The organism is Photobacterium rosenbergii, assembly GCF_033022775.1.
Classification (GTDB): Bacteria; Pseudomonadota; Gammaproteobacteria; order Enterobacterales; family Vibrionaceae; genus Photobacterium; species Photobacterium rosenbergii_A.
Genome location: NZ_JAWJZI010000005.1, coordinates 357,264 through 372,752, shown reverse-complemented (window position 1 = coordinate 372,752; position 15,489 = coordinate 357,264). Strand labels below are relative to the sequence as shown.

Sequence of the window (15,489 nt, the reverse complement as noted above, 5' to 3'; positions counted from 1 at the left end):
AACCCAATCATTGAGCCACAACGAGGCCGGTGTTCCCCCTCCGGCCTCACTCCTCTAGCGCGTAATTAGAGAACATATTTTAGGTAGGAATTATTATGAAAGCAGTACATTTTGGTGCAGGTAACATCGGTCGTGGTTTTATTGGTAAATTGCTAGCAGACGCTAACGTAGCCGTTACGTTTGCCGACGTTGATGAGCCGTTGGTTGACCAGCTAAGCCATGACCAGTCATACAAGGTAAAAGTGGTTGGTAGCGAGTGTAAAATCGATACGGTTACACACGTAACAGCCGTTAACTCGGCAAGTCAGGACGTAATTGACCAAATTATTCACACTGACATGGTGACCACAGCCGTTGGCCCTAACGTATTGGATATCATTGCAAAAACCATTGCGACTGGTCTAACACACCGTTTCGAGGCGGGTAATAGCAACCCACTTAACATCATTGCTTGTGAAAACATGGTGCGTGGTACAACTCACCTAAAAGAAGAAGTCTACAAGCATCTGAACAGCATTTACCACAGCCAGGCTGATGAGTTGGTTGGCTTTGTAGATTCAGCGGTTGATCGCATCGTACCTCCTTCAGAAGCGGCCAATGATGACCCATTGGAAGTAACAGTAGAAAGTTTCAGCGAATGGATTGTCGACAAACAGCAGTTCAAAGGTGATATCCCTGCTATCGAAGGCATGGAAACCACAGATAACCTGATGGCCTTTGTCGAGCGTAAGCTATTTACCTTGAATACCGGTCACATTGTTACCGCTTACCTTGGTGCGTTGAAAGGCCACGAGACCGTACGTGATGCGATTGAAGACAAAGAGATTTATGACCAAGTAAAAGCAGCCATGCAAGAGAGTGGTGAAGTACTGATCCGCCGCTACGGTTTTGATCGTGATATGCACAATGCCTACATCGATAAGATCCTAAGCCGCTTTGCCAACCCATACCTACGTGATGAAATTGACCGTGTTGGCCGTCAGCCAATCCGTAAGCTGGGTGCGAATGATCGTCTGATCAAGCCGTTGCTAGGTACTATGGAGTACGGTGTAGACAACGGTATGCTGCTAAAAGGTATTGCAGCTGCCTTTAAATACACTAACGACACCGATCCACAGGCGATCGAGCTGCAAACGTCGCTGAAAGAGATTGGTTTGCGTCCGACGCTGGCGAAATACACTGGCCTTGATGCGGACGGTGAAGAGGCTAAAAAGATTGAAGCACTGTTCCAGTCACTTTAAGTCCTGGTAGAAAAGGGGCGCAATAGCGCCTCTTTTTTGTCATGAAATGATAAATCTCGAAGTAGGAAGTGGGGAAAGTCATGAACCGGATGAAAAATAAATTCAGGGTAGGCGATATGGTAATCGTTAACTGTGGCATGGTAGATCCTGACTTTGGTCAAGAGATCTCCGGTTGGATTGGTACGATTGAAAACTGCCATTTTATTGAAGGGAAGGGCTATATCTACAAACTACGCTGGAGTGATGAAACCCTGAGAGCAAACAGTGTATTAAGGGTATCCTGCCAAGAGCTGGGACTAGAGTTTGAAACCATGCAGTTACTTGAAAACGAGCTTTCCCTTCACTCTTCTGCACGGAGTAAGCACTTTGTTCAGCAATGTCTCGCCTTGCCTAGGCGTGAACGGGCATATTGCTATGCCGATTTTTCACTTTGTTAAGTGAAAATTGGTATTTTAACTGATTGAAAACAATACTGTGAAGTTACCAATTGTGTGGTTGAGTCCGACTTGGGTATAGTGGTTAAAGAAAGAAAAATGATGGGATGATTTATGCTTTCACCAACAACAAAAATAAAAATACACAGCTTCGGTCGTTTTCTTACCAATATGGTTTTGCCAAATATTGGTGCCTTTATCGCTTGGGGCTTTTTAACCGCTTTATTTATTCCGACCGGTTGGTGGCCAAATGCGGCAATCGCCCAACTTGTCGAACCGATGATTATCTATTTACTGCCTCTATTGATCGGCTATTCTGGCGGTAAGCTTATTGGTGGCGAGCGCGGCGCAGTCGTCGGTGCCGTCACCACTATGGGGGCTATCGTTGGCACGGACATCCCCATGTTTATGGGAGCGATGATTCTTGGCCCTATGGGCGGCTGGATCATCAAAAAGTTCGATCAGGCCGTTGAGGGCAAGGTAAAAAGTGGCTTTGAGATGCTGGTGAACAACTTCTCCTCCGGCATCGTAGGGATGTTATGCGCCATCATTGCCTTCTTTATGATTGGCCCAGCGGTCAAGATCATTTCGGTTGCTTTGGCAACTGGGGTGAATGCCATGATAGATCTTGGTTTATTGCCTCTGACCTCGATATTCGTTGAACCGGCCAAAGTGCTGTTTTTAAACAATGCCATCAATCATGGCATTTTCTCGCCGCTGGGGGTCCAGCAGGTACGAGAAGCCGGAGATTCAATCTTCTTCCTAATTGAGGCAAATCCAGGCCCAGGACTTGGCATTTTACTGGCTTATATGGTGTTTGGTCAGGGTATGGCGAAACAAACGGCAGGTGGTGCGACGATAATTCACTTTTTTGGTGGTATTCACGAGATATACTTCCCGTATATTTTGATGAAGCCAAGGTTGATCCTTGCTGCCATTGCGGGCGGTATGACAGGAGTCTTTGTTTTGTCTTTCTTTGATGCGGGGATGGTGTCGCCAGCTTCACCTGGGTCAATCTTTGCGATTTTACTGCTAACCCCTAAGTCATCGTTGCTTGGCGTGGTTTTGTCTATTGTTTCGGCAACCCTCGTGTCATTCGCAGTGGCAGGTATATTGTTGAAAACGGAACCGAATACTGACGAGAAGAGAGAAAAAATGGCAGGCAAGGCATCATAAAGTGAAATTATGCCAGTTGAGATGATACAATCACTTTTATAACAACAGGTTAAGGAGGCTAAGAGCTATCCTTTTGTTACAGAGATACCTAATTTATGGCACATAGTGACCAAGAATCTGACATTTTAGAGCGGCTTAATGATGCCCCGACTGTGCGAGGTTTTTTCATTACCTCGGTTGAGGTGTTTGATGAGGCGGTCGAAAATCTTATCCAACGGATCTTCCGCAAAGATGACTTTGCCGTGAAGTCTGTTGTTGAGCCCTTGTTAAGCCAGTCAGGCCCGCTAGGGGAGCTCTCTGTTCGCCTTAAGTTATTGTTTGGTCTTGGCGTGGTTGAAGACAATGTCTACCACGACATCGAAGCGATTATTAAGCTGCGAGATTTCTTGAATAAAGAAGGTAAGGAATATAGCTTTACTGAACCTGCTATCCTCGATCCAGTTAAACAGCTACATATGGTACAAACCATGGGGGTGGTTTTGCTTGATGTTGCGCCACCGGATGATGACACTGATATTACGTTTTATCAGATGCAACTTGCTCGGCAGGAGCAAGTGATCAAATCGGCCATGGCACTGGCTGTTTCAGGAATTTGTGCTGAGCTTGACAAAGAAAGTCCTTTCTAACGTTTCGATTTCCCTGACGCTAACCCTAACTTTTAGCCTGTTTTGCTTTCCATTTTTACGTACTCTACACATAATGGCAGGCAAGATGTCGCTAAAACGGGTTAGTTGTGGAAAAAAGAAAACGTATAACGATAGCCGATATTGCCAAATTGGCTGGGGTTTCCAAAACAACTGCAAGTATGGTGCTCAACGGAAGGGCATCGACTTTTCGGATCAAGGATGAGACGCGTGAGCGGGTGCTTGCCGTGGCGAAAGAGCAAAACTACTCGCCGAATGTCCATGCCAAGTCGCTGCAAGCTAAACGCTCAGATGCTATTGGTTTGGTGATCCCGGATCTCACCAACTTTGGTTTTGCTTCAATTTCTCGTGAGCTTGAGCGTTTATGCCGTGAGGCCGGGTTGCAATTGTTTATCGCCTGCTCAGAAGATAATCCAGATATTGAGCGGCAGGCGGTAGAAGGGTTGGTAAAACGCCAAGTCGACGGGTTAATCATTGCTTCAAGCCAAACCGTAGATGATGATTACCAGGCATTAACGAAACAAATCCCTGTCCTGCAACTCGACCGACATATCGGTCAATCCACTTTGCCAATGGTGATCACCGACGCTGCCAAGGTAACGGCTGAGTTAATTAGCAAAACGGCTGAGTCGGTCGATGAGTTTTATTATTTCGGTGGTCAGCTGGAGTTATCCCCGAGCCGCCACCGTATGGCGGGTTTCAAATTGGGTTTGAATAGAGCCGGGCTGGAGCTGGATGAAAGCTGGATTCGCCATCGTGATTACCAGACCGAATCTGGTTATATTTTGATGGAGCAACTTCATCAAGAACTTGGCAGACTTCCTAAGGCGCTTTTTACTGCCTCGTATACGTTACTTGAGGGAGTATTGCGCTACCTGAATGAACATAATCTGCTAACTGCATTGCTAAACAAAGAAATGCGCCTAGTAACTTTCGATAACCATGACCTACTCGACTGCCTGCCATTGAACATCGACTCAATAGCGCAAAACAGTGACGAGTTAGCGAAACGCAGTTTTCAACTGATCCAGCTCTTGATGTCGAGCCAAAACGTCAGCCCAACTGCTTTTGCATTGGATGCCACCATTCACTGGCGAAGCAAATAATAGCTTGCTAAATGTGTTTCTTGCCCCTGTTAATTAGAAAATTAGCAGGGGTAAAACGATAAACTTATTGGCGTTATCAATTAGGTAAAAATAATTTGAGATGGTTCACAGCATTATCGCTTTTTCTGTATAGCGATAAGTGAATGCGTGCTAAATCCAGTAAACCAAATTGCTCCTCCCATACTGCCGAATATATCTTTCCTAGCGGAATTCATTGCTCACTGTAGAGCATTAGACACATTCCATGTGTGTTTACCGACATATAGCTTGATCACAAAAAAGCACCAAATTGTTTTGGTGATCACAAAGCTAAACGGTTTTAGCAAATATTTCTCGATCTGCTAAAACAGTTTAGCAATAATCGCAGCGAACACAATGATTAGCATATATAACAATTATCCGGAGTATCTTTTATGAAACGCAGTGGTCTATTCAAACTGTCCCTAGCGGCTTTAGCAGTAGCAACGTCTTTCACAGCAGCCGCAGGGATCAGCATCGTTGACAACGAGACAGGAAGCTTCTCTATCGGTGGTGATGTTGAGTTTGATTTTAACTACCAAGACAATGACCAAGCCGATACGCTGAATACCGAAAATAAAGATTCGAACTACAACCAAACAGGCCGTATCCTGATTGAGTTTGCAGGTGAGCGTAAAACAGAAAATGGCCACTACCTAGCAGTAAAAGCACAGCCATTGATGGATTCAAATGGCGATGTCAACCTTGATGATGCTTACTTCTCTTTCGGCAAGCAAGGTGGTTGGGATCTACGCATGGGTCGTTTCGAAGCGTACGATATGTTCCCTGTTGGTCAGGATACATTCCTAGAATACTCTGGCGATACTGCCAATGACCTATACCGCGATGGTGCAGGTTATGTTTACCAGATGAAAGAAGCACGAGGCCGTGCGACATCAGCAGGTCAGCTAATGTATAGCCAGAGCTTCGACAACCTTTATGTTGAGCTAGCCGGCGTGATCGGTGAGCGTGCTGATTTGTTTGGGACAAACACCGAAGGTGATGGTGTGACTTACCATGGTCGTGAAGTCATTTCTAACAAGGATGCCATCGTAGTACGCCCAGTTGTTGCTTACCAAATGGGGGACTTCCGCATCGCAGGTGCTATTGAAGCGAACCTTGTTAAAGATGCGGTTATCGATGATGCAGGTAATGATCTAAGCGATCGTATTGGTTATGGTATTACCGCGAACTACACTGTTAACGACCTATCTGTGAATGCCAACGTCGCATACCTTGATGCACTAAATGAAAAAGATACCTCTGTTGGCCTTAATGTATTGTGGAAAGGCTTTGGTCTTGGCTATATCTATGGTGTGAATGACTTTGATGCTAAGTCTGATTTCTACGACGGTAAAGTGAAGATCGATACTTTCTACGCATCTTATGAGTTCGCCAATGTATTGGATGTGGAAGACTTCTCAATTTACCTAGGTGCTTTCCACACTAGCTTGAATGAAGAAGGTACGCGTTTGAATGACGGTGCAATGTTCAGCGAGCTCGACGACAAAGGCGCTCGCGTACGTTTCAAGTATTTCTTCTAAGTTAAACGACTTCTAAATACTGTTATCTTTTGTTCTTTTCAGTCCTTTTGGCAACAGCGTTTGCTGTTGCCACTTTTTGTCGGGAAGTGGATTTCACTTCCCGTTTTTTATTTTGCCTAGGGTGATCTATAGGTGCTTATTACCAAAAGCGCTTACCACCAAGCTTCGAACTGAACGCCGACGTTAAACTCAGAGTCTACCGTTGAGACAACATTGTTTTCGTCGATACTGTCGATGTTAGAGAAATAGGTGGCATATAGTCGGATTTCTGGGCGAGCAAAGAAATCTTCGCCAGCACTCCAAGCCTGGGCAATGGTGACTTTTTGGCCAGAAAGGTCTTTGCCGCTGGTATCTTGGTTGTTGAAGTAACCTGCTTCAAAAATGGTTTTGTGGTGTTTGTCCCAGCTGTAGGTAGGACGAACCACGGCAGAAAAGTAGGTCAGGTCATCATTTTGATTGGCCTCAATATCATCGATAGTCGCAGACCAGAGTAGTTGGTGACCAAGTTCAATGTTTTCGGTTAGGTTAACCACCCCCCAGTTAATCAAGCGGTAAGCACTACCACCATTCTTGGTGTTGGCATGATAGGTCGTACCCGCGCCGAACGTCGCGAGTTCGGTGGCGTAACCTTCGGTGCCGTATTGAAGCACGGTTTTGTTAAAGCCACTGTCTAGGTTTTGGGTGATCTGTGCAGTAGCCATCACGCCGTCTTTGCTGTCCTTCGCTTCTTGCGGGGCATCATCAGAAGGGTTGGTGATAGCGTAGTTGATACCCAATTCCAAGTCCGCATTGTTCCACAATTCAATACCGGCATAACGCATGTCAATAACATTGACGTTAAGTCCCTCACCGCGGTTACCTGTATCGGTAATATCGTTATCATCGTTGCGGATCACGGCAAAAGAGAAGCGGCCATCGCCAAGGTTGAGGTTTTCGATACCGGCACCTGCTCCAGAAGTGTTCCAGTAGTAAAAATCGGTAATGTGAACATCATGGCGTTGGTAGTAGCGCTTACCAGCCCACAGTGTGGCTTCAGGGGCAAATTTTAAAATGCCAGTTGCTTGCACATTCAACTGGCGAAAATCAATGAAGCCGTTTTCTTCGTCATCTTTGAGTGATTCAAAAATATTAGAGCCATCACTGCCCACAGCCAGCATAGAATCAAAGTAAAACCGGGCACCCTCTTCGTTGTAGATTTCCTTGCCGAGACCAAACTCTGCAAACGTATCGGCTTCGTTACCCAGGCGGCCGAGTTGTTGTTTGTTGAATTCAACATTTTGGCCATTGTCACCACTGATACCGATACCTGAACGGGCATAACCGTGGAAGACAAAGCTGTCATCGGCAAACACAGTTGGGGCGAGTAGAGACGCAGAAACAGCCAGCGCGGTAAGGTTCATTTTCATCATTTTTCATCCCTTTAATGGAAATGTATTGGTAATAAATATTGGAATTATTTTGTGGGAATGTTCCCATTTCTTGATGGCAGATAATGGCAGGGAAGTGTGAGCACGTAAATGGGAATGTTCCCATCGCGTGAGTCGGTTCACATTATCCTTACATCCCTGAAGATGGGAAAATTACGCGAAATCTATTAAAATTTCTTTAATATCAGATATATGGGTTGGCAGTGAATCATTGAGATGGTAAATACCTACAATGCCTGTTTGCGGAGTTTGGGTCTCTGGCAGGGGTAAAATGTCAAATTGGGCAAAGTAGTCAGCCATACTTTTGGTGTAGGGCATGATGGCTTTGGAGCTGACAAGAAAATCGATGCTGGCACTGAGTGAATTTATTTCATAACTAATTCTTTCGTTTAGTTTTTTTCTCTCTTTTTCTTGCTGTTTTGGCTGCGGGTTTTCAATTAGGTGTTGATAATTGTCCTGGTCAGGGGTGACTTGCAGTAAGGGGTAAATGTCATAGTCTTTTTCAATATCACCAGCAATGAGAAGAGGGTGGGAGCGATGGACAAATTGTGCTTCTGTGTCTTGCAGAATCGGTGTGAATTTCACATTGCAACGACGGGAAAGCCCCTGAATTTCATGGCCAATAAAAAGATCAATGTGGCCATGGATAAGCATGTCCATCAGCTTGAGGTGATTGCCAAACTCAAGCTGGATTGAAATTCCAGGGTGCTGGCCGCAATAGGCGTTTAGGGCATCTTTGACAAAGACTTCCCACCAGGCATCGCCGGTACCCATTTTGATCTTTTCGGTTTTCCGCGCTTTGAGATCGGCGAGCTTGTCCAGCATGGCGTCATGGCGGCGGCTGAGGTCTTGGAGCTGTTCTTGGAATAGCTTACCGTACTCAGTGAGTTCGACACCTTTAGAGCGGCGCGTGAACAGGGAAACTCCCAAGCTGCCCTCCAACTTTTTCATGTTATTGGTCAGTGTTGGCTGGCTCAGGTGAAGTTGCTGTGCTGCCGAGCTGATATTGCCTAACTCGGCTATCGCGAGAAATTGGCGGTAGTGCTTGTCCATCGATAAAACCAGTGAAAATATCTTTGCAAGCAGTCTCACATTTTTTGAAATCCATCACAAAGAGAAAGGGATCAAACTTGTGATCTCCGTCGGCAATATCTCTCATGATATAGGAAAGGGTTATATCATTGGTGTGATCGTGTATTTTTCTTAATGACAGCGGCGTCATAAGATATCGGCAACTTCGATTTCGTTCGCAGAAATCAACCTAGACTACAACTGAGCTCCTTAAGGGCACTTTTTTGAGGGTTTGCCATGAACATGACGCCTAAATGGTGGCACGATGCCGTCGTATACCAGATCTACCCACGCAGTTTTTGCGACAGCAACAATGATGGTATGGGGGATCTTCAGGGCATTATCAGCAAGCTGGATTATCTGAAAGCGTTGGGCGTGAATGTTCTGTGGTTGTCTCCGGTGTATAAATCGCCAATGGATGACAATGGATACGATATTTCTGATTATCAGGATATCGCACCGGAATTTGGCACTATGGCAGACATGGATCAGTTGCTAGCGGAAGCTAAGCAGCGTGACATTCGCATTATCATGGATCTGGTGGTGAACCATACCTCTGATGAACATCCATGGTTTGTTGAAGCGCGTAAATCGAAAGACAATCCTTATCGAGACTACTACGTTTGGCGTAAACCTGCCGAAGACGGCGGTGTTCCAGATGAAATGGGCTCTGTATTTGGTGGCAGCGGTTGGGAGTTCGACGAGCAAACTGGTGAGTACTTCCTGCATATTTTCTCCAAGCGCCAGCCTGACTTGAACTGGGAAAACCCTAAGGTTCAAGAAGAAGTCCATAAGATGATGAACTGGTGGATCGACAAGGGGATCGGTGGTTTCCGTTTAGATGTTATCGATCTTATTGGAAAGGAAATCGACAAGAAAATTACCGGCAACGGCCCACGCCTGCACCCGCTTATCCAACAGATGAACCGCGCCACGTTTGGTGATAAAGATCTTCTGACTGTGGGTGAAACTTGGGATGCGACACCTGAGATTGCCAAACTGTACAGCGATCCTGCCCGCGAAGAGTTTTCCATGGTGTTCCAATTCGAGCACATTAGCCTAACGTGGAAGCATGGAGATAAGTGGCAGCCAATCCCGTTGGATCTCCCAACCTTCAAGAAGGTATTGACCAAATGGCAAGTAGAACTGGCTGACGAAGGCTGGAACTCCTTGTTCTGGAATAACCATGATTTACCTCGCGTGGTATCGAAATACGGCTGTGATGGCCAGTACCGAGTTGAATCGGCCAAAATGCTGGCGACAACGCTGCATATGATGAAAGGCACACCTTACATTTACCAAGGTGAAGAGATCGGCATGACCAATGTCGCCTTTGACAGTATTGACGAATACCGAGATATCGAGACGCTGAACTTCTACAAAGAGCGTACCGAAAATGGTGTGGCACCAGAAAATATGTTGGCAGCTGTTCATGAGAACAGCCGTGATAACGGCCGTACCCCAATGCAGTGGAATGACAGTGCCAATGGGGGGTTCTCATCAGTTGAGCCTTGGATCAAGTCGAACCCGAATTACCCTGAAGTAAATGTCAGTGCAGCACTGGATGACCAAAATTCCGTGTTCTATCACTACCAGAAGTTGATTGAGCTGCGTAAGTCGCTGCCGGTTATCGTCTACGGTGAGTTTGAGCCAGTGTTTGAAGAACATGATAAGATTTTTGGCTACGTCCGCTCAGATGCAAACCAGCGTTTGTTTGTGCTCAACAACTTTACTGCAGAAGAGATCAGTATCGATCTACCTGCGCATATACAGGCCCCGCAGGTGGAGTGTGTGATTGCGAACTACGAGCACCACCAAACACTGCCTGCCACGATGACCCTAAAGCCGTATGAGTCGTTTGCCGTGCTGCTGCCAGAAAGTCGTTAAAATCCGTAACTGCAGTTAATTGTCATTATTGTTGTTATATTTGGCTTGGCTCTATTTCTTGGTTGAAATAGAGCCTTTTTTATATATGGGCACTGGACACTGCTTCTAGTGGTGAGATGTAGCTATCAAACGGATGCAAAATTATGCATTATGAAATCAAAGACAATCAGGTTGTTTTCACAGTTCAGTCTCAAAGCGAAAGTTTATATTTAAAAGGGACATTTACCAATTGGCTGATCAAAGAAGACTTCCGTTTTATTAAAAGTGCAGATGGATGCCGTTTAATTAAACATCTTGATGATGTCAATAAAATAGGCAATTCCGGTTTTATAGAATATGTCATATGGGATGATATAGCCCAAGTCGCAGTTGATATAAGCCCTGCCGAGGAAGGGTATTTATTTAACAACCAGTGTAATGGTGGGCTTAACCAGTTATTATTTTTACATCCCCCCACAAAAGATGAATTAGCAGAGATTTCAGGTGCCTCTCGGCAGTCTTTCCATATAAAAAACCAAAAAGGACAGTTTTCCTCTGATGCGCAGTTAGCCAATTTTCGCACTGTTTCGGGAGGGAAGCTAAAGCCAAACTGGGTTTATCGCAGCTATCATCCGGTGATAGCCTCTCGGGAAAACCACCCAGAGCTGAAGCACATTGAGCCAGTTAGGCAGGCCAAAGTTCTTGCCCTGATGGAACAACATCAAATCGAAAATGTGATTAACCTGTCGGATACAAATGACAAACTTAAACAATTAATGCCAGTGTTCCCTGAGAGCTATTACAAGCACTGCTGGAAAAAAGGAAGGATTAATAGTATTCCAGTTGCATACGAGACGGTTTATTTCATGTCAGACAGAAACGAGCCGCTAAATGACGAGGAGCTGGGGTTCGAAGATGGTATCTGTGGCTTGATTGCGACAATTGCTAACAAGTCTGGGCCATACTTAGTTCATTGTCGGCTGGGTTCAGATCGAACTGGGGTGATTTGCGCTTTCCTTCAGTTGCTGATGGGGGCTTCGAAACAGGATATCGCAGAGAATTACCTAGAGACGAACCAACTTGGTATCGGCGAATACCGGAGCTTTAGGTTGCTGGAAAGGGCACTACAAGCTGCGGTGGGTGATGACTGTTTTCAAGATGGTGAAGAGAAGGTGCGGCTATATCTTCTAAGCTTGGGCTTGCCAATTTCAATGATAGAGAAAGCCAAGAAACATCTTTCTTGAAGTTACGATAGAGGAAAATCAGCCCAACGGAATCGACTCAGTTGGGCTGTTGTTTCTAGGGAGGAGCTCGTTAATGCTCTGCGGACTTAATCGCGGTACAAAACCGTCAGCGAGTGGGCGCCTTGCATATAGGTTGTCTGGACTTGCCGCGAGCCTAGTGTCGCTTCAGAGGTATCGCAGACGACCTGCCATTTACTGCCTTCCGGCAAGCGGTAACGGGTTGGGATCTTTGAGCTGTTAACCAAAAACAGTAGCTCCTTCCCGGTATCGAATAAGCCAAGATATAAGGAAAAAGCCTCAAGCCCCTGCCAATCTTCGGCATTCATTGGCTGACCGTTCGAGCGGTTCCAGTGGATACGGTGATGGCCTCTTTTCCTGCCACTAAAAGCGCGGATAAACGGCGACATATAGGTTTTTCGCCGCTCAAGCATGGTTGCTAGCCACTGGCTGAAGTCTGATTTATCCTTGCACGGTGACCAATCCGCCCAGCTGATTGCGTTGTCTTGGCAGTACGCATTGTTATTGCCTCCTTGGGTGTGGGAGAGAGCATCCACTGCGAGGATATGAGGAATCCCGAAGCTAAATATCAGTGTGGTCATCAGGTTGCGCTTTTGACGCTCCCTGCGGCTCAGTATGGCGTAGTTCGTGGTTTCCCCTTCGACCCCCTGGTTGTTCGAGCGGTTGTCGCCATGACCGTCACGGTTGTTTTCACCGTTAGCATGGTTGTGCTTTTGGTTGTAGGAAACGAGATCCTGCAAGGTAAAACCATCATGGTAAGAGACAAAGTTGACGGGCAACTTATCTGGCCAGCACCCGGCACTGAATAAGTCACGGGAGCCCATAATGCGGGTGGCGAACTCTTTGACATTGTTTTCCTGGCACAGCCAGTAGCTTTTTACTGTGTCGCGGAACTTGTCGTTACACTCGTTCCAGCCGCGAGGGAAGTAACCCAGCTGGTAGCCGTCAGGGCCAATATCCCATGGCTCGGCAATGAGTTTTACTTGGCGCAGGATAGGATCTTGCGCTACGGCCTTGAAGAAGGCACTCTGGGGATTAAACCGATCGCCGTTTCGGCCAAGTGTGGCTGCCAAGTCGAAGCGGAAGCCATCGATTTTGTAGTTGGTTACCCAGTGGCGCAGAGTATCAAGTACGATGTTTAAGCTTGGCTGATAGGTCAGATCAAAGGTATTACCGCAGCCGGTATGGTTCTTGTAATTCTTGTGTGTGTCAAGCTGATAGTAGTGTTTGTCGAGGCACTTAAAATGGAATTTCGGTCCGCCTTCGCCTCCTTCAGCCGTGTGGTTGAAGACGATATCCATGATCACTTCGATGCCGTGGCGGTGTAGCTCCCTGACCATGGTTTTCATCTCGGTGACCGGATCCTCGGTCGCATAGCGTGGCTCTGGCACCATAAAGCAAAGGCTGTTGTATCCCCAGTAGTTTACCTTGTCCATTTTCAACAAATGGGGCTCGGACATACATGAGGTAACAGGAAGTAACTGCAGGCTAGTGACCCCCTGTTCTTTGAAGTATTTGATCATGGCTGGCTGGCAGAGGCCTAAATAGGTGCCTTGATACTTTTCTTCAACCTCTGGGTGCTGTTTGGTAAAGCCTTTTACATGGGTTTCAAAAATAATGGTTTCTTCGAGAGGAACCTGGGGCAGGGTAGTGCCTTGCCAGTCGAAGCAGTGATCTACAACCACGGATTTGGCAAAGTGCCAGCTTCTGTCGGCAGTAAAGGGTTCAATGTAATAGGGAACTTTATTCAGGGCTTGGGCATAAGGGTCCAATATAAGACGGGTCTCGTTTTTATCTTTTATTTGGTAACCGTATACCTGCCCCTTATTAATACCGGCTACGAAAGTATAATGTATATCTAAGTGCTGATTTTCTAATTCAATAAAGGTTTTTTTGTTGTTGTGATCAAATAAAACCAGTTTGATCTCTTTGTTTTCTGGGCAATGAATAGAAAAATTACAACCCTGATCACATAATGTAGCCCCTAGTGGAAATGGCTGAGCTAATTTAGCGAACATCCTGTACATCTCTTTGCTAATTTTACACATCTATAGTGCTATTTAAGCGGGAAAATATTTTCAGTCAAGGGAAGTTTTTTTTTCTAAAAAAATTAAAAAAAATTCAGTTACCAATAATTTCAACAATATGAAATAAAAGTGACTGGCTTCTTGTTTTTTTTGGTTGTTCTGTAATTTTCTTTCAGTTTTACGCCTATCCTTCGTGAGGCTTATCACGGAACACTTCTCCACCCCATTTCCTACGCCCCTCTCATCCTCCCTCCTCCTCCTCATATCAGGAGGATGTAGAAAACTGTATCAAAGCTGAAGATGAGTCCCGAAAAGATTGCTAGATAGCAATCACGATAAAAATATAAGAAGGGACATTTCTATGAAACACAAGTTAGTACCTGTAGCAGCGGCATTACTTACCGCGCTAGCTTCACACAATGTAGCCGCTGAATCTGCCACTGACGTTATTACTGATGGTTGGGAAGTGCATGGATACGCATCTATGAACTACCGTATGGTTGAAGGCGAAACAGTCGATACAGAGTACGGCAAACCTGATTACAAAACAGCAGGTACTCACGGTAAGAGTACGAACCAAGTTGAATTTGTAATTAAGAAACATACAGAACACCAAAACGGTGTATGGTCTGATTTTGTTGTTCGCTCTGAGTACGGTAACGGTAACTCTTACGCTTACTCTTCGCCTGGTAGCCAGAAAGACAACACAACTGCACAGTTTGAAATCAAAGAAACCTTTGTTGAAATTGGTGGTATTTCTTTCCTTGGTGAAGACACATCTGTTTGGGGTGGTCAGCGTTACCTAAACCGTGCAGCAGGCCTACTATCTGGTGAATTCTGGAAACAGTCTTCAGGTGTTGGTGCCGGTGTCCAGACTAAACTAGGCGGTAATACTGCAGGTCTAGCGGTTGTCTCTGCTGATGCTGATGGCACCATTGAGCAAGATGTTGAGCGTAAGACGCTAACTTCTATCGACTTGTACTACTACGGTGTACAGGCGCTTGGTGGTAGCTTTGACTTTGATTTGAAATTTATGTCACAAGCTAACAGCGATGATGACGGTATCGGCGCTTCTATCACCTATAACCGCGATTACTACGGCCTAGACGGTTGGACCCAGACTGCTGTTGCGTACGGTAAGGGGATTGCCCAGAACCGTGGTGTTAACTTCGGTAGCTGGTCTGGCGGTGATGACAATGCAGAATCTCTATTCTTCACCTCTTATGGTGTACTAAACATCTCTGACCGCTGGCAGATGGGCTCTGAAATCACTTACATCGGTGCGCTGGATGAGCTATGGACAGCAGAAGATCTGAAACGCTACATCGTTGCCGTTCGCCCTTCTTACAAAGTGAACGATAACCTACGCCTTGAAATGACTGCTTCGTATGCACATGAAGAAGGCAAAGAAGGTTACTGGGGTCGCACTGGCGATGATGTTGAGAGCGATATCTGGAACGTTGAACTAGCTGCTCCTATTACTGTTAATTCTGACTACTTCGGTCGCCCACAGATCAAACCTTACGTGAGCCACATCATGGCTGATGACCGTGCAAGTGCTGAGCAAATCGGTATCAAGAGCGGTGACAGCGAAACAGTTATCGGTGTTCACACTGAAATCTGGTTCTAAATCACAAAATTGTGAAGGCAGCCCACGGGCTGCCTTTTTCAGT

General features: G+C 45.8%; 11 protein-coding genes and 1 pseudogene. 9 read left to right on the top strand and 3 right to left on the bottom strand.

Translation table 11 applies throughout. The features are described from left to right. Positions 1-95: 95 nt before the first annotated feature. The 6 genes and pseudogenes from R2X38_RS15230 (at position 96) to R2X38_RS15205 (ending at position 6,163) form a co-directional block, all read left to right on the top strand. Positions 96-1,241, top strand: coding sequence for a mannitol-1-phosphate 5-dehydrogenase (locus R2X38_RS15230; protein ID WP_317523153.1), 1,146 nt, complete (start codon positions 96-98; stop codon positions 1,239-1,241). An 80-nt stretch (positions 1,242-1,321) separates the two neighbouring features. After that, positions 1,322-1,678, top strand: coding sequence for a hypothetical protein (locus tag R2X38_RS15225; RefSeq protein ID WP_317523152.1), 357 nt, complete (start codon positions 1,322-1,324; stop codon positions 1,676-1,678). A gap of 111 nt (positions 1,679-1,789) precedes the next feature. Next, a pseudogene (locus tag R2X38_RS15220) lies at positions 1,790-2,836 on the top strand (PTS mannitol transporter subunit IICBA); the annotation flags it as partial. A 110-nt stretch (positions 2,837-2,946) separates the two neighbouring features. Continuing rightward, the gene (locus tag R2X38_RS15215) at positions 2,947-3,477 is read left to right on the top strand and encodes an MltR family transcriptional regulator (protein WP_317523151.1); all 531 of its coding nucleotides are present in this window, start codon (positions 2,947-2,949) and stop codon (positions 3,475-3,477) included. A gap of 107 nt (positions 3,478-3,584) precedes the next feature. After that, positions 3,585-4,601 (top strand): LacI family DNA-binding transcriptional regulator, encoded by a 1,017-nt coding sequence (locus R2X38_RS15210; protein ID WP_317523150.1) that lies wholly within the window; start codon positions 3,585-3,587, stop codon positions 4,599-4,601. Positions 4,602-5,014: 413 nt separating this feature from the next. Next, positions 5,015-6,163, top strand: coding sequence for a carbohydrate porin (locus R2X38_RS15205; protein WP_317523149.1), 1,149 nt, complete (start codon positions 5,015-5,017; stop codon positions 6,161-6,163). Between the two features lie 152 nt (positions 6,164-6,315). Here R2X38_RS15205 and R2X38_RS15200 read toward each other — a convergent pair whose 3' ends face one another. Both R2X38_RS15200 and R2X38_RS15195 read right to left on the bottom strand, forming a co-directional pair. After that, entirely contained in the window at positions 6,316-7,572 is a 1,257-nt protein-coding gene (locus tag R2X38_RS15200) for a maltoporin (protein ID WP_317523147.1), read from the bottom strand. 171 nt (positions 7,573-7,743) lie between these two features. After that, a complete protein-coding gene (locus tag R2X38_RS15195) occupies positions 7,744-8,643 on the bottom strand; it encodes a LysR family transcriptional regulator (RefSeq protein ID WP_317523146.1) in 900 nt (299 codons plus the stop codon). Between the two features lie 261 nt (positions 8,644-8,904). Here R2X38_RS15195 and R2X38_RS15190 point away from each other — a divergent pair, with 261 nt between their 5' ends. Together R2X38_RS15190 and R2X38_RS15185 are read left to right on the top strand one after the other, a co-directional pair. After that, a complete protein-coding gene (locus R2X38_RS15190; protein WP_317523264.1) occupies positions 8,905-10,548 on the top strand; it encodes an alpha-glucosidase in 1,644 nt (547 codons plus the stop codon). A gap of 143 nt (positions 10,549-10,691) precedes the next feature. Then, positions 10,692-11,771: a tyrosine-protein phosphatase gene (locus R2X38_RS15185; RefSeq protein WP_317523145.1), complete on the top strand. Its 1,080-nt coding sequence runs from the start codon at positions 10,692-10,694 to the stop codon at positions 11,769-11,771. Positions 11,772-11,857: 86 nt separating this feature from the next. Here the strand turns inward: R2X38_RS15185 and glgX are convergent, their stop codons facing one another. After that, positions 11,858-13,807, bottom strand: coding sequence for a glycogen debranching protein GlgX (gene glgX / locus R2X38_RS15180; protein WP_317523144.1), 1,950 nt, complete (start codon positions 13,805-13,807; stop codon positions 11,858-11,860). Positions 13,808-14,177: 370 nt separating this feature from the next. Between glgX and R2X38_RS15175 the strand changes: the two genes are divergently transcribed. After that, a complete protein-coding gene (locus tag R2X38_RS15175) occupies positions 14,178-15,446 on the top strand; it encodes a carbohydrate porin (protein ID WP_317523143.1) in 1,269 nt (422 codons plus the stop codon). Positions 15,447-15,489: the final 43 nt, after the last annotated feature.